Origin of the sequence: Aeromonas sp. L_1B5_3 (assembly GCF_963866575.1) — a bacterium.
Classification (GTDB): Bacteria; Pseudomonadota; Gammaproteobacteria; order Enterobacterales; family Aeromonadaceae; genus Aeromonas; species Aeromonas jandaei.
In genome coordinates this window covers 84,965-107,364 of sequence record NZ_CAWMDN010000118.1, presented here as the reverse complement: position 1 = coordinate 107,364, position 22,400 = coordinate 84,965, and the positions used below count along the sequence as shown (strand labels likewise).

Annotated in this window: 21 protein-coding genes and 3 tRNA genes; 7 read left to right on the top strand and 17 right to left on the bottom strand. The window is 56.6% G+C overall.

The features are described 5' to 3' along the window. Nucleotides 1-77: 77 nt before the first annotated feature. Both AACR93_RS14265 and AACR93_RS14260 read right to left on the bottom strand, forming a co-directional pair. Entirely contained in the window at nt 78-1,286 is a 1,209-nt protein-coding gene (locus AACR93_RS14265) for a tyrosine-type recombinase/integrase (protein WP_043851088.1), read from the bottom strand. Nucleotides 1,287-1,559: 273 nt separating this feature from the next. Then, nucleotides 1,560-2,336 (bottom strand): COG4705 family protein, encoded by a 777-nt coding sequence (locus AACR93_RS14260; protein ID WP_043851087.1) that lies wholly within the window; start codon nt 2,334-2,336, stop codon nt 1,560-1,562. A 330-nt stretch (nt 2,337-2,666) separates the two neighbouring features. Between AACR93_RS14260 and AACR93_RS14255 the strand changes: the two genes are divergently transcribed. Together AACR93_RS14255 and AACR93_RS14250 are read left to right on the top strand one after the other, a co-directional pair. Continuing rightward, nucleotides 2,667-4,283, top strand: a complete 1,617-nt coding sequence (locus AACR93_RS14255; protein WP_043851086.1) for an MCR-3-related phosphoethanolamine--lipid A transferase — start codon at nt 2,667-2,669, stop codon at nt 4,281-4,283. A 136-nt stretch (nt 4,284-4,419) separates the two neighbouring features. Continuing rightward, nucleotides 4,420-4,800, top strand: coding sequence for a diacylglycerol kinase (locus AACR93_RS14250; RefSeq protein ID WP_033115157.1), 381 nt, complete (start codon nt 4,420-4,422; stop codon nt 4,798-4,800). Nucleotides 4,801-4,877: 77 nt separating this feature from the next. Here AACR93_RS14250 and AACR93_RS14245 read toward each other — a convergent pair whose 3' ends face one another. The 8 genes from AACR93_RS14245 to AACR93_RS14210 form a co-directional block, all read right to left on the bottom strand. After that, nucleotides 4,878-5,582, bottom strand: coding sequence for an AcvB/VirJ family lysyl-phosphatidylglycerol hydrolase (locus tag AACR93_RS14245; protein ID WP_043851085.1), 705 nt, complete (start codon nt 5,580-5,582; stop codon nt 4,878-4,880). An 11-nt stretch (nt 5,583-5,593) separates the two neighbouring features. Continuing rightward, nucleotides 5,594-8,146 carry a bifunctional lysylphosphatidylglycerol flippase/synthetase MprF gene (gene mprF, locus AACR93_RS14240; protein ID WP_043851084.1) on the bottom strand — a complete coding sequence of 851 codons (2,553 nt, stop codon included), beginning with the start codon at nt 8,144-8,146 and terminating at the stop codon, nt 5,594-5,596. A gap of 289 nt (nt 8,147-8,435) precedes the next feature. Next, the gene (locus tag AACR93_RS14235; protein ID WP_033115160.1) at nt 8,436-8,615 is read right to left on the bottom strand and encodes a hypothetical protein; all 180 of its coding nucleotides are present in this window, start codon (nt 8,613-8,615) and stop codon (nt 8,436-8,438) included. 54 nt (nt 8,616-8,669) lie between these two features. After that, on the bottom strand, nt 8,670-9,995 hold the full coding sequence (gene rstB / locus AACR93_RS14230) for a two-component system sensor histidine kinase RstB (protein ID WP_043851083.1): 1,326 nt from the start codon (nt 9,993-9,995) through the stop codon (nt 8,670-8,672). Nucleotides 9,996-10,016: 21 nt separating this feature from the next. Further along, the gene (gene rstA, locus AACR93_RS14225) at nt 10,017-10,730 is read right to left on the bottom strand and encodes a two-component system response regulator RstA (RefSeq protein WP_042032315.1); all 714 of its coding nucleotides are present in this window, start codon (nt 10,728-10,730) and stop codon (nt 10,017-10,019) included. Nucleotides 10,731-11,049: 319 nt separating this feature from the next. Next, nucleotides 11,050-11,125: transfer RNA gene (locus AACR93_RS14220), tRNA-His, on the bottom strand. A 41-nt stretch (nt 11,126-11,166) separates the two neighbouring features. Beyond that, nucleotides 11,167-11,243 (bottom strand) — tRNA-Arg (locus AACR93_RS14215). A gap of 36 nt (nt 11,244-11,279) precedes the next feature. Then, nucleotides 11,280-11,356 (bottom strand) — tRNA-Pro (locus AACR93_RS14210). A 222-nt stretch (nt 11,357-11,578) separates the two neighbouring features. Here AACR93_RS14210 and folD point away from each other — a divergent pair. Continuing rightward, nucleotides 11,579-12,433, top strand: coding sequence for a bifunctional methylenetetrahydrofolate dehydrogenase/methenyltetrahydrofolate cyclohydrolase FolD (folD, locus tag AACR93_RS14205; RefSeq protein WP_043851082.1), 855 nt, complete (start codon nt 11,579-11,581; stop codon nt 12,431-12,433). A 111-nt stretch (nt 12,434-12,544) separates the two neighbouring features. On the opposite strand, the gene cspD is transcribed toward folD, so the two are convergent. Continuing rightward, nucleotides 12,545-12,763: a cold shock-like protein CspD gene (gene cspD / locus AACR93_RS14200; protein WP_033115164.1), complete on the bottom strand. Its 219-nt coding sequence runs from the start codon at nt 12,761-12,763 to the stop codon at nt 12,545-12,547. Nucleotides 12,764-12,992: 229 nt separating this feature from the next. Here cspD and clpS point away from each other — a divergent pair, with 229 nt between their 5' ends. Together clpS and clpA are read left to right on the top strand one after the other, a co-directional pair. Beyond that, nucleotides 12,993-13,310: an ATP-dependent Clp protease adapter ClpS gene (gene clpS, locus AACR93_RS14195; RefSeq protein WP_005337111.1), complete on the top strand. Its 318-nt coding sequence runs from the start codon at nt 12,993-12,995 to the stop codon at nt 13,308-13,310. 59 nt (nt 13,311-13,369) lie between these two features. Next, the gene (gene clpA, locus AACR93_RS14190; RefSeq protein ID WP_033115165.1) at nt 13,370-15,622 is read left to right on the top strand and encodes an ATP-dependent Clp protease ATP-binding subunit ClpA; all 2,253 of its coding nucleotides are present in this window, start codon (nt 13,370-13,372) and stop codon (nt 15,620-15,622) included. A 68-nt stretch (nt 15,623-15,690) separates the two neighbouring features. Here the strand turns inward: clpA and infA are convergent, their stop codons facing one another. From infA to aat, 3 genes are all read right to left on the bottom strand, one after another. Continuing rightward, complete coding sequence (gene infA / locus AACR93_RS14185; RefSeq protein ID WP_005300033.1) at nt 15,691-15,909, bottom strand: translation initiation factor IF-1; 219 nt, start codon at nt 15,907-15,909, stop codon at nt 15,691-15,693. Nucleotides 15,910-15,977: 68 nt separating this feature from the next. Next, nucleotides 15,978-16,694 (bottom strand): arginyltransferase, encoded by a 717-nt coding sequence (locus AACR93_RS14180; RefSeq protein WP_043851081.1) that lies wholly within the window; start codon nt 16,692-16,694, stop codon nt 15,978-15,980. Continuing rightward, nucleotides 16,691-17,398, bottom strand: coding sequence for a leucyl/phenylalanyl-tRNA--protein transferase (gene aat / locus AACR93_RS14175; RefSeq protein ID WP_043851080.1), 708 nt, complete (start codon nt 17,396-17,398; stop codon nt 16,691-16,693). The genes AACR93_RS14180 and aat overlap by 4 nt, the downstream gene beginning before the upstream one ends. Nucleotides 17,399-17,417: 19 nt before the next feature. On the opposite strand from aat, the gene AACR93_RS14170 reads away from it, so the two are divergent. Beyond that, on the top strand, nt 17,418-17,888 hold the full coding sequence (locus tag AACR93_RS14170; protein WP_043851079.1) for an outer membrane lipoprotein: 471 nt from the start codon (nt 17,418-17,420) through the stop codon (nt 17,886-17,888). Between the two features lie 98 nt (nt 17,889-17,986). Here AACR93_RS14170 and AACR93_RS14165 read toward each other — a convergent pair whose 3' ends face one another. The 3 genes from AACR93_RS14165 to ald form a co-directional block, all read right to left on the bottom strand. After that, nucleotides 17,987-19,234: a diguanylate cyclase gene (locus AACR93_RS14165; RefSeq protein WP_043851078.1), complete on the bottom strand. Its 1,248-nt coding sequence runs from the start codon at nt 19,232-19,234 to the stop codon at nt 17,987-17,989. A gap of 62 nt (nt 19,235-19,296) precedes the next feature. Beyond that, nucleotides 19,297-20,247, bottom strand: a complete 951-nt coding sequence (gene trxB, locus AACR93_RS14160) for a thioredoxin-disulfide reductase (RefSeq protein ID WP_041207482.1) — start codon at nt 20,245-20,247, stop codon at nt 19,297-19,299. A 197-nt stretch (nt 20,248-20,444) separates the two neighbouring features. Continuing rightward, on the bottom strand, nt 20,445-21,560 hold the full coding sequence (gene ald / locus AACR93_RS14155; RefSeq protein WP_043851077.1) for an alanine dehydrogenase: 1,116 nt from the start codon (nt 21,558-21,560) through the stop codon (nt 20,445-20,447). A 150-nt stretch (nt 21,561-21,710) separates the two neighbouring features. Between ald and lrp the strand changes: the two genes are divergently transcribed. Continuing rightward, on the top strand, nt 21,711-22,202 hold the full coding sequence (lrp, locus tag AACR93_RS14150) for a leucine-responsive transcriptional regulator Lrp (protein ID WP_005300047.1): 492 nt from the start codon (nt 21,711-21,713) through the stop codon (nt 22,200-22,202). Nucleotides 22,203-22,400 lie beyond the last annotated feature (198 nt).

The following is a 22,400-nucleotide window of genomic DNA, read 5'->3' as shown; positions in this document are numbered from 1 at the left end:
CGTCCCGGTGAACGGTTACTACAGTGGGTTCATCATCGCGGTAAAAATGAAGCGGCCTATTCGGCCGATTCATTTTTTTATTCAGTTGTTTGGCAACCGGAAATAAATGCAGCCCATGCATCCATCATGGGCCGCCGCTGGTCCAGCAAGTCGGTGCGATGGTACGCTGCCTCTACCTTGTTTTGTACTGTGTGGGCTAACGCTCGTTCAGCAAGATCCCGCGCATAACCCTGCTCGCTGCACCAGTCGCGAAAGCTGGAACGAAAGCCATGTGCCGTTGCCAGACGGCCAGGAGTAGAGCTTGGCGCTTTTACCCGTCGCAAAAATGTCGTTAGTACCATATCTGATAGGGGGACTTGATCGCGTGGAGAAGGGAAGACCAATTCATCATGCAACCCCTGTAATCCCATCAGGATCTCAACAGCTCGAAGAGATAACGGGACGCGATGCATTTGTTTGGCCTTCATTCGTTCTGCTGGCAAGGTCCAGATCTTTGCTTCCAGATCTACCTCTGACCATTTCATCGCTCGGACTTCACCTGAGCGGCAAGCGGTCAGGATCAAGAACTCCAGCATTAAGCGAGTAACATCGTAACGTTGTATTGTCCTCAGATGCTGCTGAACAAAGGCTGGAATATCACGCCAGGGCATCGCTGGCTGATGCTCTGTACGAACGGCTTTACTGGGTTGCAGCGGGAGCAAGTGATTTACCACATCGACCGGATTTGCTTGGCAGTGACCATGCGCCCAGGCCCAAGCCATGACCGCATGCAGCCGTTGTTTCACACGGCTGGCAGTTTCAGGGATCTCCAACCAGATCGGCATTAAGACCTCAGCGATCTGTGCAGGGGTGATGGCAGAGATTGAGTACTGGCCAATCATGGGGAATGCATACTGCTCGAGCGTCGAGATCCACTGTTTGCCGTGTTTGGGGTTTTTCCATCCAGGCAGCAGTTTGGAGTGAACTTCTCGAGCCGCAGCCTCAAAAGTTGGGATAGAGGGTTTGCTCTCTTCTGCACGTTTGAGTTCGAGTGGGTCAAGGCCATTGGCGAGTTGCTCTCGCATCTTCTGTCCTTGCTTGGTGGCATCGGCGATTGATATCTCTGGGTAAGAACCAAGCCCCGCATTTCTGCGTTTGCCGGTCACTGGGCTGACATAACGAAGCACCCAGTTGCCACGGCCTTTCGCTGTTGATGGATGAAGTGCAAGGCCTGTTACGCCACCATGTGCAATAGCTTTGTCATCTGGCTTGAGATTACGTGCTTTAGTATCGGTAAGAAGTGCCATAGGGAAGATTCCTTGAGAATGTGGCATGCCATGGACTATGCCATCCATTGTGCCATTTAGTACGGGATAGAGTCATTTTTAGTTGGACCACACTGGACTAATTTATTTGTAAGATGTTGATTTTATATGGGTTTGTTGGATGTGGCTGGCTTTGGCTGGACTTGATTCAGGCGGTCTCCCTCACCGCCAAATTGCAAAGCCCTGATGGAGACATCAGGGCTTTTTGCTTTTCTGCTTTTTCACCGGTTGGCCTCTGGCTATAACTCTGTCGCCTTACTCAGGATCCAGCTCCTGCGGGATCACCTCGCGCTTTTTCAGGGTGGAGAGATAGACCAGCAGGGCAATGGCGGCCAATAAGGCTGCCGAGGCGGAGTATCTGCTGAGCTCCAGCCCCCCTTTGCCAAGCGGCTTGTCGAGGAAATCCCCCACCACTGCCCCTAGCGGACGAGTGATGATGAAAGCGGCCCAGAAGAGCAGGGTGCGTGAGACCCGGGTCAGCAGGTAGGTTGCGACAATGGCCAGCAAGATACCGCCAAAGAGCACCATGCTGCCGGTATAGCCAAAGCCGCCATCATCGGCCACCCAGTCCCCCAGCGCAGTACCCAGCGTCTGGGAGAACATGATGGTGATCCAGTAGAACATCTCGGTTCTGGATGAACTGATGTCACTGGTCGCTATGCTGCCCTGAAATTTGTACCACACCAGAAAAGAGCCCATCAGCAGCAGGAACAGCAGGGTTGACCCGCCTGCATAGCCCATCCCCAGTGAACGATCGGCAAAGTCTGCCAACGTGGTGCCCACGGTTGTGGTGGCGATAATGGTTGTCCAGTAGAGCGCCGGGTTATAGCGCTTGGCAGAAATCTGGGCGCCGACGGCAATAAAGAAGATCACGGCAAAGATGCCGGTACTGACCAGATAGCCGAGATCCATCGACATGGATACCGCATCTCCTCCGGTTTCTCCCAGAGTCGTTGCCAATATTTTGGTGAACCAGAATGCCAGGATGATCTCCGGCACCTTGCTGACTGAGTGAGCGACGCTGTTATGCATAATGCACCATCCTGTGGTTTGACGAAGAGCCGTCAGCAATGAGCATGTCGGGGATCTCTTAAGAGAGGCTTAAGGTCACAGAGGGGATGGCAAGAAAAGATCATTTTTGACCAGCTGCAAACTTTGCGGGTATCAGCGGGATCTTAATTATTCCTTAAGGTTCAAGTTTTATTGTCCGCCAGCAATTCAATAGTTGATAAAGCTCACATTGTAACAAGGTGTTACTGATTAATTGAGAGGGCTATCAACTGGCGCTGTTAGTATCCCGGTGCAGCCTTGGTTCAGGTTGCGTTCAATTTTCCGGCATTTGGTTCAAGAGGTGGTGTTTCGGTGGTAAAAATCAGAGTTGTACCCTTTATCTTCCTGTTGGCACTGATATTTGCCTTCCTGCTTAACTGGCCCGTGTTGCTTCACTTCTACGATATCCTCAGCAATCTGGAGCACTTCAAGATCGGATTCGCCATCTCGATCCCGGTGCTGCTGGTGGCGGCGCTCAACTTCGTTTTCATGCCCTTCTCCCAGCGCTACTTCCTGAAACCCTTCTTTGCGTTTCTCTTTGTGACCGGCGCCATCGTCAGTTACACCATGCTGAAGTATCGGGTCATGTTCGATCAGGAGATGATCCAGAACATCTTCGAGACCAACCAGAGCGAGGCCTACTCCTATATCAGTCTGCCCATCGTGCTCTGGGTGGCGCTGGCCGGTGTATTGCCCGCCGTGCTGCTCTTCTTTGTCAAAATCGAGTACCCGAAAAAGTGGTATCTGGGGCTGTTCCAGCGCGCCATCTCCATGGCTGCATCCCTGGCTATCGTGGGCATCATAGCGGCGTTTTACTATCAGGATTACGTTTCGGTCGGGCGCAACAACCAGACGCTCAATCGCGAGATCGTGCCGGCCAACTATGTCTACAGCACCACCAAGTATCTCTACAAGCGCTACGTCGCCGAACCCATTCCGTTCACCACCCTGGGTGATGATGCCAAGCTAGTCGCGAAAGAGGATAAACCGACCCTGATGTTCCTGGTGGTGGGGGAGACAGCCCGCGGCAAGAACTTCTCGATGAACGGCTACGAGAAAGAGACCAACCCCTTTACCAGTCAGGCCGGGGGCGTGATCTCCTTCAAGGACGTGCGCTCATGCGGGACGGCTACGGCGGTGTCGGTGCCCTGCATGTTCTCCAACATGGGGCGCAAGGAGTTTGATGACAACCGGGCCCGCAACAGCGAAGGCCTGCTCGATGTGCTGCAAAGAAGCGGGGTCTCCATCTTCTGGAAGGAGAACGACGGCGGTTGCAAAGGGGTGTGCGATCGGGTGCCCAACATCGAGATCAAGCCAAAAGATCACCCGCAGTTCTGCGACAAGAACACCTGCTATGACGAGGTCGTACTGCAAAATCTCGACGACGAGGTGGCGCAGATGAAGGGCGACAAGCTGGTCGGTTTCCATCTGATCGGCAGCCACGGCCCGACCTACTACAAGCGCTATCCGGATAACCATCGCCAGTTCGTACCGGACTGCCCGCGCAGCGACATCGAGAACTGCAGCGATGAAGAGCTCACCAACACCTATGACAACACCATCCGCTACACCGATTTCGTGATTGCAGAGATGATTGCCAAGTTGAAAACCTACGAAGATAAGTACAACACGGCGTTGATCTACCTCTCTGATCACGGCGAGTCGCTGGGGGCGATGGGGCTCTACCTGCATGGCACGCCCTACAAGTTTGCCCCTGACGACCAGACCCGGGTGCCGATGCAGGTCTGGATGTCGCCGGGCTTTGCCAAAGAGAAGGGGATGGATCTGAACTGCCTGCAGCAAAAAGCGGCAGACAATCGCTACTCCCATGACAACCTTTTCTCTTCTGTGCTCGGGATCTGGGATGTCAGCACGGCGGTGTACGACAAGCAGCTCGATATTTTCAGCCAGTGCCGCACCGTGCAGTAAGGTGAGGGCCGACTCGGGGCGCCAGAGCGCCCCTTTTTTATCCCCAAAATTGTTCAGTTTTTATATATGACTTTCTCCATTTGTTTAGATGCTATGTACGAAATGGAGCGGGTTGCCATCAAAAGAGGAAGCGAAAATGGCCAAACCTGGCGCTACAGGGATCACCCGGATTATCCATGCCACCCGTTACAGCATGAAGGGGCTTTCGTCCGCCTGGCTGCATGAGGCTGCCTTTCGTCAGGAGCTGCTGCTGATCATATTGCTGATGCCGCTGGCCTTTCTGGTGGGGGATGGGCTGACCCAGATCCTGCTGCTGATGGTCATCAGCTGGCTGGTGGTGATCGTGGAGATCCTCAACTCCGCCGTCGAGGCGGTGGTGGACCGAATTGGCTCCGAACATCACGAGCTTTCCGGTCGGGCCAAGGACATGGGCTCTGCCGCCGTCTTTATCGCGCTGGCGCTCAACGTGCTGGTGTGGGGGGCGCTGACCGGCCGCAATCTGCTGGGCTGGTGGTGATCAGCCGTAGTTGACGAGACCCCGAATACAAAAAGAGAGGGCGACCCTGTGGTCGCCCTCTCTGTTTTCATCGCCGCTCAGGGTGTGGTGAGGGTCATGTGCTTGGTGATGGCCTGATAGAGCACCGGGTAATCATCCTCAAAGTGGTGGCCGCCCGGCAGAGTGACGGTGGTGACGTTGGGCTGGTTGAGACGGGGGCAGAGGCGGTCGTCGTCATCGTCATCGGCACCTTGCAGGCAGACCATCGGCAGATCCCGTATGGTTTTTACCTGCGGCTCGGTCGGATAGCTGCGCGCCTTGTGGGTCAGCATGTCGCTGACGTGGATCTCGAAGTCCGAGCTGGTGGAGGGGGAGAGCATCACGGCCCCGACCAGTCCCTGACGATAGTGCTCCGGCAACCGGTTGATGACGAAGGGGACAATCTCGGCACCAAACGAGAAGCCCACCAGCAGCCAGCGGGGACGCTGCCAGCGAGTCTGGTAATCATCGAGGATCCGCTCCAGATCGGCGGTCACCTGCTCCGGGGTTTTCTTCTTCCAGTAGTAGGTGAGGGAGCTCCAGCCCACGACCGGCATGCCGTGCAGCTGAAATTGGGCGCTCAACCCCTTGTCGAGGGCCGCCCAGCCACCATCGCCGCTGAGAAAAATCACCAAAGGGGCGTCGGATGGCTGCTTGACCGGCAGCTCAATCAGGCTCAGGTCATCCTTGACCGGGGCGGCGTGCGCCGCAAAAGACGAAACGGGCAGTACGAGACTGAGTAACAGCAATATCAAGGCTCTCATTGGCCATGCTCCTATTTCTTGATCAGCCCCAGCGGGCCGCGGCTAATCAGGGTGATCAGGTGAGTCAGGGTTCTGGGCAGTACCAGCTTGCTGCTGCAGAGCAGGTAGCGGGGTTCCCAGCGGGGCGAAAATTTCTCCTTGTAGCGTCTGAGCCCCTGAAAGTTGTAAAAACGGCTGCCACGCACAAACAGGGTATTGCCAAGACGGGCCCAGTAGCTGTTGAGCGGGTGATCGTTGAAGCCGGACATGGGGGCCATCCCCAGATTGAAGCTGGCGTACCCTTGCGCCTTGCCCCACAGCAGCAGTTCGACAAAGAGAAAATCCATGATGGGGGCAGTACCGGTATCCAGGCTGTAGCGCATCAGATCGATGGAGAGCATCTCCTTGTTATCACTCACCCAGAGGTTGGCAAAGCCGACGATCTGCCCCTCGTGCCACACCAGCGCAGCCGGGCTCAAGGTCAGGTAGTCAGGCTCGAAGCGGCCGACCGAGAAGCCCTTCTCCTTGCCCATCTTGCTCTGCAGCCAGGTATCTGAGACGGTCTGCAATCTGGGCAGCAGGGGGGCCACGGCGCTTGCCTCGACCACCTCGAAGGTCAACCCTTCCCGTTTGCCTTTGGCGTGGCTCTGGCGCAGGTTGCGCAGCCGGCTGCCCGCCAGATCGAAGCTAGCCAGATCGACCATCGCCTCTTCACCGAGCTTGAAGGGGATCAGCCCCAGCTCCAGATAGAGCGGCAGATAGCGGGCCGAGACCTGATAAAAGACCGGGTTGGCGTCGTGCTCGTCGCACCGCTCGCGAAATTGCCAGAGCAGCTCTTCGATCTGCTCGGGGCGACCGACGGGATCCCCCATCACAATCCAGCTGTTGCCCTCGATACCATACATCAGGAAGGCGTCGCCGGCGGGGTGGAACAGCAGGGACTTGTCCTGCAACTGGGCCAGATAGCCGTGGATCCCCCCTTCGCGCACCACCAGCTCGTGAGCGCGCGCCAGCGTCTCCTTGTCCGGCTTTTCGCCGACTACGCGCAGCGGTGCAAGCAGCTGGGCAACCCCGGCAATGGCCAGCACGGCCACCACGCTCCCCATGGCGCGCAGGCCGCGGGCAGCCCCGCCGTGGGGCGAGAAGTGGAACCAGAGGGCGTGGTCATACTCCACCTGACGGTAGGAGAAGAGCAGCAGCCACAGCGCCCCCAGCAGCACGGCGCCGACTGAAATGAGCCAGCCCGGGGTGTACTGGGGATAGAGCAGCGACCCTTTGCGATAGAAGAGAGAACGGCAGGGGGTCATGATGAGCAGGAAGCTGCCGAGCAGCAGGGCTGACTCCCAGTCACCCCCCTTGAGCAGGGAGAAGGCGATCCCCAGTACCAGCAGCAGCTGGGTGATGCGAAACGCGGCGTCGTGACGGCGATAGAGGCTGCGTGCCAGCAGGATCAGGAGGATACCGCTCACGCTGCCGAGCACGTGGGAGAGCTCGAGCAGGTGGAGCGGCAGCACCTGCAGCCACACTTCGATGTGGCTGCGCATGGTCGGGATCATGCCCGAGCAGAGCAGCAGGCTGCCGGCGGCGAAGGTGCCCACGCTGATCAGGGCAGGCAGAAACTCCTGAATGGCGCTCATGATCCCCTGCAACCGCTGCCAGCGAGCCTTCTGGTGCAACATCTCCTGACTGGTAAAGAGCAGCAGGGCGCAGAGGAATGGCAGTACGTAATAGATGCAGCGGTAGAGCAGCAGCGAGGCGAGCAGCTTGTCGGCCGGCAGGTAGTGGGCCAGCAGCAGGCTCATGCTCGCTTCGAACACCCCGATCCCGCCCGGCACGTGGGCCAGCACCCCGAGGAAGCTGGCCAGCACGAAGGCACTGAGCAGCACGGGGTAGGGGACGCTATCGGTGGGTAACAGCACAAACAGCACGGCGGCGGCGGCCATCCAGTCCGCCAGCGCGACCAGCAGTTGCAGCAGGCGTACCTTTATCCCGGGCAGGATCAGGCTGTGTTCGCGCCAGGAGAAGCTGGGACGGGGCCAGAGCAGATAGCCCAGCACCAGCAGCAGGGCGCCGGCACCGGCCAGATGGAGCAGGCTGTAGATCCAGCTTGGCCAATCGGGTAGCAGCTGGGCCGCCGTGCTGCCGAACAGCAAGGCACTGCCGCCCCAGCCGAGCAGCCCGAGGAAGAAGGTGATGGAGCAGAAGAGTACCACCCGTGCCACCTCGCCGGTCGCCAGTCCGAGGGCCGAGTAGATCCGGTAGCGCACCGAGGCGCCCGTCAGCAGGGCGAAGCCCAGCGTGTTGGAGAAGGTGTAGGCGATAAAGGAGGTGACTCCCACCTGTTGCCAGGGGAGCCGCTTGCCCAGCGCATGCAATGCCAGCATGTCATAGCCACAGAGCAGGCCATAACTGAGCAGGGTCAGCAGCAGGGCGCCAGCCAGCGTGGGCAGCGGTTGTGACCAGATGGCGATACGAATATCGTGCCAGTGCCATGAATGGGTCAGATGATAGAGTACGGTCAGGGCGGCGCCCAGCAGCAGCAAGCTGCAGAGCGGGCCTAGCCATTTAATGAGATGACGCCACATTCCATGTTCCTATTGTCAGTTCAAACGATGAGCGTTGATGAGGTTACGGTAATGGGTTGGATGATGCGCGATAGCCTGAATAATGTGCGGCAGTGTCATGAGGTTATTACGATAGTCGGCATGATGGAACAGCAATGATCTTGTCATGTGGAACCTGCTTGGCAGAGGCAGTTTTCATCATGACCAGATGAAAAGGGAGGCAACCGGCCTCCCTTTTATCTCTCCGCTCTACTCTTGTTCTGTTATGTACAGATTGACGGTCTGGTCGTCACTCAAGGGTCAGAGGCGATTACTTGGTTTTCGGCGCGACTTTGACGGACGGCGCTTTGTGCGCAGTTTTATGGTGCTTTTTCACAACCTTGGTCTGGGTCGCTTGCGGGGCGGCAGTTTTGGTCGGGGTGGCAGCCATGGTGAAACCGGAAGTCAGGGCGAAAACGGCGGCCAGAGTCAGGGGAATGATTTTTTTCATGGTCAATTTCCTTATTCGGATTGGTGGTATGGAGCGTTTCTCCATGGCTTCATCCTATGACGCTGAGCGCGGTACTTCAGTGAGCACTTGGTGACGGTTTGTATCCAAATGTACAGGGAGGGTGAGGCAGAAGCGGGCCCCCTTGCCGGTGGGAAGCAATGCCACATCACCGCCGTGGTGGAGCGCTATGCTGCGCACAATGGCAAGCCCCAGCCCGGTGCCGCCGGTGCGGCGATCCCGACTCTGATCAAGACGCACGAACGGCTCGAAGATCTGGTGCGCCAGTGCGGGGTCGATACCCGGCCCGTCGTCGCTGACTTCCAGCAGATAGTTCTCCTGCAGCCGCGAGATGGAGAGGGTAACCTCGCTTTCGGCGTAACGCAGGGCGTTGCCGATGAGGTTCTCGACGGCGCGTGTCAGCAGACGATGATCGCCGCACCAGGGCATCTTGATGGGTGGCAGAGCGAGGGTCAGGTGTTTCTCCGGCCGCAACGCTTGCCAGTCGCCGAGGTGATGCTCTGCCCAGCTGCCCAGCTCCAGCTCATCCCGCTGCAGTGGCAGCTCGGGTCGATCCAGCTTGGCGTAGGTCAGCATCTCTTCGATAAGGGAGTCCAGTGCCCCCAGATCCCGCTCCAGTGCCTGCTGCTCTTCTGCGGCAGGGGCAGGATCGAGCATGGCAAGCCGATAACGCAATCTGACCAGCGGGGTACGCAGCTCATGGGCGATGGCATCTGTCAGCTGCTTGCGGCTGGTGAGCATGGCTTGCAACTGGGCGGTCATCTGATCGAAGGTTCGCCCCACCCGGGCCAGACTGCTGCCCGGCGGCAGGTTGGTGCGGCAGGAGAGATCGCCATCGCCTACCCGGCGGGCCGTCTGCTCCAGTTGCAGCAAGCCGCGCCAGTGCGGACGCAGCCAGAGCAGGATGGGCAGCCCGAGGGAGAGGCCAATGATCAGCAGCAGTCCCACATCGACCCAGTGCAGTTCGTGCAGGTAGGAGAGATAGGGCACCGGGCCAACGATAAGCACCTGATCGGTATCGGGGATCCGTTGGAGGAAGGTGTCATCCTCCTCGACGATGACGATATTGCCGGCGGCAAGAAATGCCTGATCCTCGCTGGCAAGGGGCTGATGGGCCAGCTCGCCAACCTTGAGGGGGAGGGTGAACTGGCTGCTCTGCTCGGCCAGCCGATCTGGCCAGCGCTCGGGAGGAATTCTGGCCAGCTCGTCGGTCAGCAGGCCAAGGGTGCCTTGCATCATCCGCTCGAGATAACGGTCGCCGGCTCGCTCGGCGGTGACCTGATAGACCACGCCAACCAGCAGAATCGCCAGGGTGAAACAGCCGATCAGCAACAGATAGAACTGGATAAAGAGACGGCGCATGGTTGTGCTCCCTGATTAAGGCTATTCCCAGGCGTGGGGGACGAAAAGGTAGCCCTTCTGGCGCACCGTCTTGATCCGGGTCGGGTTGTCAGGGTTATCGCCCAGTTTGCGGCGCAGGCGGGAGATGGCCACATCCATGCTGCGATCCTGACCGTCATACTCTCGGCCGCGCAGGCTGCGGAACAGGGCTTCCCGCCCCAGGATCTGGCCGGCGTGGCTGGCAAGCTCCCACAACAGATCAAAGTCGGCAGTCGAGAGGGCAATGCTCTCGCCATCGAGGCGAACATCCCGCCCCGGCCCATCGACCAGCAGACGGCCAAATTGCAACTGCTGCGGCACACTGCCGGCGGCGGCGATCGGTTGCGCGGCAGTTTGCTGATGCTGGCGGAACTGCACCCGCAATCTGGCCAGCAGCACGGGGGGAGGCGTGGTTTTAAGGATGTAGTCGTTGGCACCCAGCTCCAGGCTCAGGATCTGGTTCATGTCGCTGTCGAGCGAAGTGAGCATCACGATGGGGCCATCAAAGCGTGGCCGCAGATCCCGACAGAGGGACATACCATCCTGTCCCGGCAGCATGATATCGAGCAGCACCAGATCCGGTTGTTCGGCTTCGACCCTGGCCAGCGCCATATCGCCTCTGGGTTCGAGGATCACTTCCATATCGTGGCGGCCGAGCCAGCTGCTGATGAGCTGGCCAATCTCGGGATCATCTTCAACAAAAAGAATGCGTTGCATAGAAAAGCTCCAACCGGAAGCAGGAGAAAAGAGGAGCTGTCAGCATATCAATGCCGCTTGGGAAATACAGAAAAAGAACGAGGGAGGGTTATATGGGACGCGCGATGAATAAGAGTGATAGCCGGGTGGCGGAGCAATCATGAGGCTCTGGGCCATTAGCATTTCAGCCACTCAGGGCATTGTGCGATGAGACATGCGGGGATATAAACGCAGAAAATGGCGGTGTAGAAACAAAAAAACCGGCCTAGGCCGGTTTTTTGACAAGCCAGAAGGCTTGTATCTTGCCGTATTGGCAGCGTTGCGCCAAACGACGGAATAATGGGGTGGCTGATGGGGCTCGAACCCACGACAACCGGAATCACAATCCGGGACTCTACCAACTGAGCTACAGCCACCACTGAAAACAGCATTGATTCTTCAACAAATTGAGAATCAATGGCGCGCCCTGCAGGATTCGAACCTGCGACCCACGGCTTAGAAGGCCGTTGCTCTATCCGACTGAGCTAAGGGCGCTTTTCTCGACTCGCCTGAATGGCAGATCGATAAACTTGGTCGGTGATAAAGGATTCGAACCTTTGACCCTCTGGTCCCAAACCAGATGCGCTACCGGACTGCGCTAATCACCGAAATTGTTGCTTTCAACTTGCCAGCATAACGACATGAGCCGTACTGGGCAACGGGGCGGCATCATAACCAAGCAAAAGAGCCAGCGTCAACGTATTTTTCCCCCAGTAAATTCAAGTGCCTACTTATTGCCCGTTGCAGGCCAGACCTCTCTTGGACGCTAACATCCCGGCTAAAAAAATGCGACAATGCGCGGCAGTTGAACACATGGTGAGTGGAGAACGATGTCTGCCAAAATCATAGATGGAAAACAGGTTGCGCAAACGATTCGCAGCCAGGTCGCGGCACAGGTCCAACAGCGGTTGGCAGCAGGGAAACGGGCTCCAGGGCTGGCAGTCATTCTGGTGGGGGCAGATCCTGCCTCTCAGGTTTATGTCGGCAGCAAGCGTCGGGCTTGTGAAGAGGTCGGTTTTCACTCTCGCTCATATGACCTGAGTGCTACTGCAAGTCAGGATGAGTTGTTGGCGCTGATCGATCAGCTGAATGATGACCCGACCGTCGACGGGATCCTCGTTCAATTGCCGCTGCCGGATCACTTCGATACCACTCTGGTGCTGGAGCGGATCCTCCCTGACAAGGACGTAGACGGTTTTCATCCGTACAACGTTGGCCGTCTTGCACAGCGTATTCCGGCGCTGCGTCCCTGCACCCCGAAAGGGATCATGACGCTGATTGAAACCACCGGTGTTAAAACCCATGGTTTGCATGCCGTTGTGGTCGGTGCTTCCAATATCGTCGGGCGTCCCATGACCCTCGAATTGCTGCTGGCGGGCTGCACTACAACGACTTGTCACCGTTTTACCCGGGATCTTGAGGATCAGGTTCGCCGTGCAGATTTGCTGGTAGTGGCGGTCGGCAAACCCAATTTTATTCCCGGAGAGTGGATCAAGCCGGGGGCGCTGGTTATCGATGTGGGTATCAACCGTCTTGCGGATGGTTCGCTGGTCGGGGACGTGGAGTTTGAAACGGCGCGCAGTCATGCCTCTTTCATCACTCCGGTTCCCGGTGGTGTTGGCCCCATGACGGTGGCCAGTCTGATGGAAAATACCCTGATAGCCTGTAATGAGTACCATGACTAAAGCGTGACAATGGTGCGTGCGTGGCTAATGCCAGGCGAGTCACATAAATGAAAATAAAAAACCGGTTGCTCAGAGAGGAACCGGTTTTTTATTTATCCAACGGGTTTTCGTTTATATATTTTGTGCTTCGTTCGGCACAATGACGGAGGCGTGATTTCCTTTCGGCCCCTGTTGCAGTTCAAAGTGGACAGCCTGACCCGCTTTCAGGGTCTTGTAGCCCTCCATTTGAATGGTGGAGTAGTGAGCAAAGATATCTTCACCACCCCCTTCCGGACAGATAAACCCAAATCCTTTTGCGTTGTTAAACCACTTAACTGTGCCGGTTGCCATACTTCTACATCCTTTTATTGATTACCCAGAAGTCGTTGAGTAACCTGCGCCAGCCCATTATAACTAGGGACATGAGCCCATAGCAGACGGGCGCAGATTAGCAAGTAACCAATCTAGTCTAACTTTTGAGCGAGTCAAGGAGTTGTTAACAACTGATGTGATCTGGTTAACAAGTCTATTGACAAGCTTGTGTGAGACGGTAGTAATCTAGAGGTACCAAAGCGCGATTATGAGCAAGCAGAAAGAACTCTTTGCTAATGAAGAGATTGCAGAAGCAGAGAAAACAAAGCTGCAGCCGCCACCCATGTATAAAGTTGTGTTGAACAACGATGACTACACCCCGATGGAGTTCGTGGTGGAGGTGCTGCAAAAGTTCTTTGGTATGGATTTGGACAAGGCGACTCAGGTCATGCTGAGTGTGCATTATAGTGGTAAGGGTGTCTGCGGCATGTTTACCGCAGAGATCGCCGAAACCAAGGTTGTCCAGGTCAACACCTATGCACGTAACAACGAACATCCACTGCTATGCACTATGGAAAAGGCTTGAATCTGATGACTTGATGGCGAGTGTGACACCACATTGTAGCTGTACTAGGGGAGGTGCCTATGTTGAATAAAGATCTGGAAAAGACGCTGAACGAGGCTTTCAAACTGGCTCGTGACGAGCGCCACGAATTCATGACTGTCGAGCACCTGTTGTTAGCCCTTCTGGATAACAGCTCAGCCCATGAGGCGCTGAGCTCCTGTGGTGCCGATGTCGAGCAGATGCGCAAGGAGATCCGCGCATTCATCACTCAAACAACCCCGCTTATTCCGCGCGATGACGAAGATCGTGAAACCCAGCCGACCTTGGGCTTCCAGCGCGTACTGCAACGTGCCGTCTTTCATGTGCAATCCTCCGGCAATACCGAAGTCAGTGGTGCCAATGTACTGGTCGCCATCTTCAGCGAGCAGGAGTCTCAGGCCGCTTACTTCTTGAAAAAAGCCGAGATCAGCCGCCTCGATGTGGTTAACTTCCTCTCCCACGGGGTGCGCAAGGACAGCAAACCGGATGTCAGCAATAACAATCCGGAATCTGACGATGATGTTTCAGCGGCCCAGATCGAGAGCTTTGCAACCAACCTGAACCAGCTGGTGCTGGAAGGGCGCATCGACCCGCTTATTGGTCGTGATCAGGAGCTTAATCGTACCATCCAGGTACTCTGCCGCCGCCGCAAGAACAATCCGCTGCTGGTGGGTGAGGCGGGTGTGGGCAAGACTGCCATTGCGGAAGGTCTGGCTTACCGTATCGTCAAAGGCGATGTGCCCGAGGTGATTGCCGGTAGCACCATCTACTCGCTGGATATGGGCTCTCTGCTGGCAGGAACCAAATACCGCGGCGATTTCGAGAAACGCCTTAAGGTATTGCTCAAGCAGATTGAGCGTCAGGAAGGGGCCATCCTCTTTATCGACGAGATCCACACTATCATCGGTGCAGGTGCTGCGTCAGGTGGCCAGCTGGATGCAGCAAACCTTATCAAACCGCTGCTCTCCAATGGTTTGCTCCGTTGTGTCGGCTCCACTACCTATCAGGAATATGCCCAGATCTTTGAAAAAGACCGCGCTTTGGCTCGTCGTTTCCAGAAGATCGATATCACCGAGCCGACCGTGGATGACACTACTCGTATCCTGATGGGCCTCAAGAGCCGCTACGAGGCTCACCATGGAGTGCGTTATACCGCCAAGGCGATTCGCGCAGCGGCAGAGCTGTCCGCCAAGTACATAAACGATCGTCACTTGCCGGACAAGGCAATCGACGTGATCGATGAGGCGGGGGCTGGCCAGCGGTTGCTGCCGGCGAGCAAGCGCAAGAAAGTGATCAACGTGCAGGAGATTGAAGCAATCGTCGCCAAGATCGCCCGCATTCCGGAAAAATCGGTCTCCTCTTCTGACAAAGAGGTACTGAAGAACCTGGAGCGCAATCTGAAGATGGTGGTCTTTGGTCAGGACAAGGCCATCGAGGTGCTGACAGATGCCATCCGCCTATCGCGCTCAGGTTTGGGTAACGAGCGTCGCCCGGTAGGTTGCTTCCTCTTTGCCGGCCCGACCGGGGTGGGCAAGACCGAAGTTACCCAGCAGCTTGGCAAGGCGCTGGGTGTGGAGATGCTGCGCTTTGACATGTCCGAGTATATGGAGCGTCACACCGTCTCCCGTCTGATTGGTGCGCCTCCCGGATATGTTGGTTTCGAGCAGGGTGGTTTACTGACTGATGCGGTGATCAAGCACCCTCATTCCGTCGTGTTGCTTGACGAAATTGAGAAGGCGCACCCGGACGTATTCAACCTGCTGTTGCAGGTGATGGACAACGGTACCTTGACTGACAATAACGGGCGCAAGGCGGATTTTCGCAATGTCATTCTGGTAATGACTACCAACGCCGGTGTGCAGGAGACCCAGCGTAAGTCGATTGGTTTTCAGCAGCAGGATCTGAGTCACGATGCCATGGCGGTGATCAACAAGACCTTCAGTCCAGAGTTCCGTAACCGGCTTGATCACACCATCTGGTTCAACCATCTCGACATGACAGTGATCCACCAGGTGGTCGACAAGTTCATCGTTGAGTTGCAGGTGCAGCTGGATGCGAAAGGGGTATCTCTGGAAGTATCCGAGCGTGCCCGTCACTGGTTGGCCGAGAAGGGGTATGACAGAGCCATGGGAGCCAGACCTATGGGCCGGGTTATTCAGGAGCACCTCAAGAAACCGTTGGCTAACGAGATCCTGTTCGGCTCACTGGTTGATGGGGGAATTGTGAAGGTTGAGTTGGTAAATGACAGCCTCAGCTTTGATTTTCAGGTCAATGTTGAAGCTGTTTCCCACTAAGTAACCGTAATTAGAAAACGACAAAAAACCCCAACCGAAAGGTTGGGGTTTTTTGCTGAATTCCTGGCTTAGCGAGAGCGGAAAACAATACGTCCCTTGGAGAGATCGTAGGGAGTCAGTGCTACCGTTACTTTGTCTCCAGTCAGGATACGAATGTAGTTTTTGCGCATCTTGCCGGAAATATGAGCGATAACCACGTGACCATTCTCCAGTTCCACACGGAACATGGTATTGGGCAGGGTTTCGAGAATAGTGCCCTGCATCTCAATACTGTCTTCTTTAGCCATTGAATCCTCTTGATAAGCCACAACAAAAAACCGCTGGATCATGCCGGATTTAAGGCTATGTGTAAAGTTTACTCGGGCTTGCCGTCGATATTTTTCCATTCTCCATGAATGAGCACCTCGTGAGGGAGGTAATTGCGCTTGTAATTCATCTTGCGGCACGCCTCAACCAGATAGCCGAGATAGAGCCAGCTTCGTCCGGTACGCCTAGCCAGATCAAGCTGACTCAGAATGGCAAAGGTGCCGAGCGAGCGGTCGGCATAATCGGGGTCGAAGAAGGTATACATGGCGCTGAGGGAGTGGGGCAGCAGATCCGTAGTAGCTACGCCAATAAGGCGACCCTCCTTTCTCATTTCCAGATAGAGGGGCGGCATCCAGTCGCAATGGAGAAAACCGCGGTACTGTTTGCGGTTGGGGGGATACATGCTGCCATCCTGATGACGCTCACTGATATAGCGTTCATATAGCTGGTAATACTCGGGCTTGTCATCGTAGCTCAGGACGATATCGATATCCCTGTTGAGCTGGCGGATGCGCTTTTGTCCCCGGCTTTGCCTGAAGTGCTCGCTGTGAATACGCAGGGATTGACAGGCATGACAGGCGGGGCAGTGAGGACGATAGATGTCGTTGCCACTGCGGCGAAATCCGGCGGTCAGCAGGCGTTCGTAACCGTGGGCGTTGAGCAAGTTGTGATCCATCAGAACCAGCAACTGCTCCTGCTCATGATCCAGATAACTGCAGGGATGCTTGGGGGTTAGCCCAACCTTGAGGATCACTTCTTCGGTCATAAGCGGATCTCTCCCTCTTGCCAGCATGAATCCAATAGCGATTGGCGGCTCAGTTGCGCCAGTTCTGCCAAAAAGCGCGCTCTTGGCCACTCCTCAATGCCCAGCGTGGCCAGAAACGGATTCTGCATCTGGCAGTCGACAAGGGCGCCTCCGTGCCGGGCAAAGTGGCGACAAAGTGCCACCATGGCCAGCTTGGCGCCGTTATCGATATGGCTGAACATGGACTCGCCACAGAACAACCGGCCAATCGACAGACCGTAAAGGCCCGCTTGCAGTTTTCCCTCTTGCCAGATCTCGACCGAATGAGCGTGGCCCAGACGGTGCAGCCGTTGGTAGGCTTCGATCATGGGTTGACTGATCCAGGTGCCATCGGTTGTGCGACGAGGCGCGGCGCAGGCATTGATTACCTCATTAAAGGCGCGATTGACGGAAATATCGAATGGGGTTCGGCGGATAATCTTCTGCAAGGTGCGCCCAACATGCAGCTCATCAGGGCGGATCACACCGCGCGGATCCGGTGACCACCACAGGGTCGGCTGGTGGGGTTCGTTCCACGGGAAGATCCCCTTGTGGTAAGCTGCCAGTAATCTGGCAGGGGAGAGATCCCCGCCGATCGCCAGCAAACCGTTGGGCTCTTCCAGGGCATGCGAGGGGTCGGGAAACCAGCAGAGCTCATCATCCAGTTGAGTGAGATAGCGAGACATAAGGCAACGAGGTTCGTAGATGAAGGCCATTATCCTGATAGTATCCAGCTTGCTCTGCTTTGTCACTGCGCCCGCAGGGGCCGAGGTTTACCAGCGCAACACGGCTCGCCCGGTCAATCAGGTGGTGTTTGGCCAGGTCGAAACGGTGCGCAATATTACTCAGCGCCAGATCCTGGAGTCGGAGCGTTCCGGCTGGAAAACACTGGGTGGGGCAGTACTGGGCGGCTTGCTTGGCAACCAGTTTGGTGGCGGCCATGGCCGTGAAATTGCCACCGCCGTCGGGGCGCTTGCCGGGGCCGCTGCGGCTCAGCAGTATCAGTCAGGCGACACGGTAGTGGAGAACAAGCTGGTCGAGCTGCTTATTCGCAACGAGCAGAACGGGCTGGTCAATGTGATCCAGGATTATGACCCCGCCATGGTATTCAGCAGCGGCGATAAAGTACGCATTCTCTATTTTGATGACGGTGTGCGAGTTGACAAGACGTTTTAAGCCGACAGCTGGAAGAGATGTAGAGAGGGAGATAACCCGCAGACTTTCCGGTTGGCAGAAAGTCTTGCGGGCGGTAATACACGGGACTGCGCAGGAAACTAGATGTCGTTCTCTTGCGAGACTATCTTGTCACGGCCGGTGTTCTTGGCCTGATACAGGAGCCGATCCGCTTCGCTCAGCGCCTCGTCCATGGATACCCGCCCGACACTGACCACACCATAGCTGTCGCGAACAAAGAGCGGAACATCCGGTGACAAGGGGTGCTGGCGCAACTGCTGACGCAACCCTTCCAGCCGTTTGAGCAGCACGGGGACGGTGCAGTGGGGCACCATCAGGGCAAACTCCTCGCCGCCAAAGCGGGCGATCATGGCATCGGGGAAGAACTGGGTCAGTTGGCGGGTCAGATGGCAGAGCAGCTGATCGCCGATGGCATGGCCCCAGTGATCATTGACCTGCTTGAAGTGATCCACATCGAGCACGCAGAGTGAAAGCGTACTCTGCAGCCGCTGATGCTCCTCGAACCATTTCTGCCCTTCGTTGAACCAGTAGCGCCGGTTGTAAAGACCGGTCAGGTAGTCGCGATTGGCCGACTCCTGAATGCTGTTGAACTGCTCGAGCGCCTCCAGATTGTGGCTGACCCGACACTGCAGCTCTTCCGGCTCGAACGGCTGGTTGAGAAAGTCGTTGGCCCCCTGTTTCAGGTAGCGAGCGGAGAGACCGCGCTTGTCCGAGACCGAGATCCCGATAATCGCCAGCTGCTGTTTGCTGTAACGCTCTCTCAGCATCCGCACCAGACTGATGCCATCGATTTCCGGCATATAGTAGTCGACCAGTGCCAGCCGGATGCCGGGGTATTGCTCCAGCATCGCCATCGCTTCGCGCGCGTGACTCGCCTCGTGCACCTGCAGCAATTGCTTGCGCAACTGGGCCATGGTGCGGTGGCGGGAGGTGCGCGAATCATCGACGACCAGCACTTCGATGGACTGGTTGAGATAGAGGCGGTGCACCAGGCTGACCGCATATTGCAGCGAGTGGCGCGAATCCTTCATCACATAGTCCAGTACGCCGGTTTCCAGCCAGGCCGCACGTTTATCCTCGCTGATATCGGCGGTGAGGATCACCACCGGCAAGCCGCGCTCCAGCAGCACGCTGACCGCTTCTCCGCGAGGTGCGTCCGGCAAGGTCAGATCCACCAGGGCGACCACATACTCATCTCCCCGACAGTGACGGGCACCTTCGAGGGTATCAAAGGCGTCAATCTCAAGGCCGGTCTGCTGGGCTATCGCCTGGGTCAGCATACGGCGGATCGTCAGGCTATCTTCGACAATCAATATCTTCTGTTTCATTAGACTCCTTCAAATAAAAAAGGCATACCGACTGGTATGCCTTATATCACATATGCGCTTATTTATTGCGCATCAAGATAGCGTTCTGCATCGAGGGCAGCCATGCAGCCGGTACCGGCAGAGGTGATGGCCTGGCGGTAGTTGTGGTCAGCCACATCGCCGGCCGCGAAGACACCTTCAATGCTGGTCTGGGTGGCAAAACCGTCGAGGCCGCCACGTACTTTCAGATAGCCGTTTTGCATCTCCAGCTGGCCATCAAAGATCTGGGTGTTGGGCTGATGGCCGATGGCAATGAAGACGCCCATCAACGGCAGCTCGCTGGTGCTGTTGTCCTGGGTGTTACGCAGGCGCACACCGGTGACTCCCATCTGATCGCCCAGCACTTCGTCCAAGGTCTGGTGAGTGTGCAGCACGATGTTGCCGCTCTCGACCTTGTCGTGCAGACGCTTGATCAGGATTTTCTCGGCGCGGAACTCGTCGCGGCGGTGAATGAGGTGCACCTTTTTGGCGATGTTGGCCAGATAGAGCGCCTCTTCCACGGCAGTGTTGCCGCCGCCGATCACGGCCACTTCCTGATTGCGGTAGAAGAAACCGTCGCAGGTGGCGCAGGCGGAGACGCCGCGACCCTTGAAGGCTTCTTCAGAAGGCAGGCCCAGATATTTGGCGGAGGCGCCGGTCGCGATGATCAGGGCATCGCAGGTGTATTCGCCGTTGTCGCCCTTGAGGCGGAACGGGCGCTGGGTCAGTTCGACGCTGTTGATGTGATCAAACAGAATGCGCGTATCGAACTTCTCTGCATGAGTTTTCATGCGCTCCATCAGGGCCGGGCCGGTCAGGCCTTCCGGATCGCCGGGCCAGTTCTCTACCTCGGTGGTGGTGGTCAGTTGGCCACCTTGTTGCATACCGGTAATGAGCAGGGGATTGAGGTTGGCGCGGGCGGCGTAGACGGCTGCGGTGTAACCGGCCGGGCCGGAGCCCAGGATCAGCAGTTTGCTGTGAGTGACTTGGCTCATGATGTGATTTCCGAGACGTGATGAGTTTGCGCGATTGTAGGTAATTCGTGATCCGGGGTCAAAGGCCAGTGAGTCGATTGTTTCAATCGCCTTCCCGCATCAGCGCACGGTTTTGCCGAGCACTAAAAAAGAGATAAAAAAACCGCCCATCGCGGGCGGATTTTCACTCATCTTCAACTGGCGCAGGCCAGAGCAGATCAGTTCAGCAGGGTCAGGGGATCCGTGTAGGCAAGGCCATGAGCCACGGCGACCTCCTTGCAGGTGAGCTTGCCCCCCATCACGTTGAGACCGTGCAGCAGGTTGGTATCGCTCAGCAGTGCCTGACGATACCCTTGTTGGGCCAGCTTGATGATGAAGGGGAGGGTGGCGTTATTGAGTGCCACGGTCGAGGTACGTGCCACTGCCCCCGGCATGTTGGCCACGCAGTAGTGCACCACGTCATCGACGATGAAGGTGGGATCTTCGTGGGTAGTGGGGTGCGAGGTCGCCACGCAGCCACCCTGATCGATAGCCACATCGACGATAGCCGAGCCCGGCTTCATGCGCGCAATGTGGTCACGGCTGACAAGTTTTGGCGCAGTGGCGCCCGGTACCAGCACGCCGCCGATGACCAGATCGGCCGCCAGCAGATGGCGTTCCAGACTTTCGCTGTTGGAGTAGACCACTTTGGCCGCCCCCTGAAACTCGTTGTCGAGACGGCGCAGGGTATCGACGTTGTTGTCGAGGATGGTCACGTCGGCGCGCATGCCGATGGCCATGCGGGCTGCGTTGGAGCCAACCACGCCACCACCGATGATCACCACCTTGGCCGGTTCGACACCGGGTACGCCGCCCAGCAGCATGCCGCTACCGCCACGGGATTTCTCCAGCGCCTGGGCGCCCGCCTGAATGGACATGCGACCCGCAACTTCTGACATTGGGGCCAGCAGGGGCAGACCACCACGGCCGTCGGTGACGGTCTCGTAGGCGATACAGATGGCACCACTTTTCAGCAAGGCCTCGGTTTGTGGCAGATCAGGTGCCAGATGGAGGTAGGTAAACAGGGTCTGACCCGGTCGCAACATGGCACACTCGACAGGCTGGGGCTCCTTGACCTTGACGATCATCTCTGCCTTGGCGAAAACCTCGGCGGCAGAGGCCAAAATTTCGGCACCAGCAGCCGTATAATCTGCATCGCTAAAGCCAATCCCGTTTCCGGCACCGCTTTGGACGAAAACAGTATGGTTTCGTGCTGTCAGTTCACGTACACTGGCCGGAACCATGCCTACGCGATATTCATGGTTTTTTATCTCTTTAGGTACACCGATAATCATGCTATCCCTCGTCTATCGATTGGTGTTTCATGTTGCCAAAATGTTAACCAACATTTGCGCCTAGTATATTCAGGTATTGACAGGATTTGTGACCATAATTATAAAATGAATGGTGATTCTTACCAAAAAATAGCCAAAGGATGGAATAAAATGATGGAAGCTAAGAGTCGGCTAAAGGATTTGGACAGGATTGACCGCAACATTCTCAATGAACTGCAAAAGGATGGCAGGATCTCGAATGTTGAGTTGTCCAAACGAGTTGGCCTGAGTCCTACACCGTGTCTGGAACGGGTTCGTCGCCTCGAGCGACAAGGCTATATCGAAGGGTATGCCGCGATTCTGAACCCTCATTATCTGGATGCGTCTCTGCTGGTCTTTGTGGAAATTACCCTCAACCGTGGAGCCCCCGATGTGTTTGAACAGTTCAACAAGGCTGTTCAGGTGCTTGAGGAGATCCAGGAGTGCCATCTGGTCTCGGGTGATTTCGACTATCTGCTCAAGACCCGGGTAAGCGACATGTCGGCTTATCGCCGCCTGCTGGGTGAGACCCTGCTGCGCTTGCCGGGGGTCAATGACACCCGCACCTATGTGGTGATGGAGGAGGTCAAGCAGAGCAGCCGTCTGGTGATCAGCACCCGATAAAGCAGATTATGCCGTGGTATCTTTTCCATATGAGACACTGCGACAGTCAGAAACGAGCGGCCGGTCCGCTCGTTTCTTCTTGTAAAGATGATTGCAAATATGGCCCCGTCCCATCAGGCACAGGCTGACAATCGATGGGCTTTTCGGGGATACTAGGCCCCCTTATTTCCTGCATTACATGTTTTCAGAAAGGAGCCG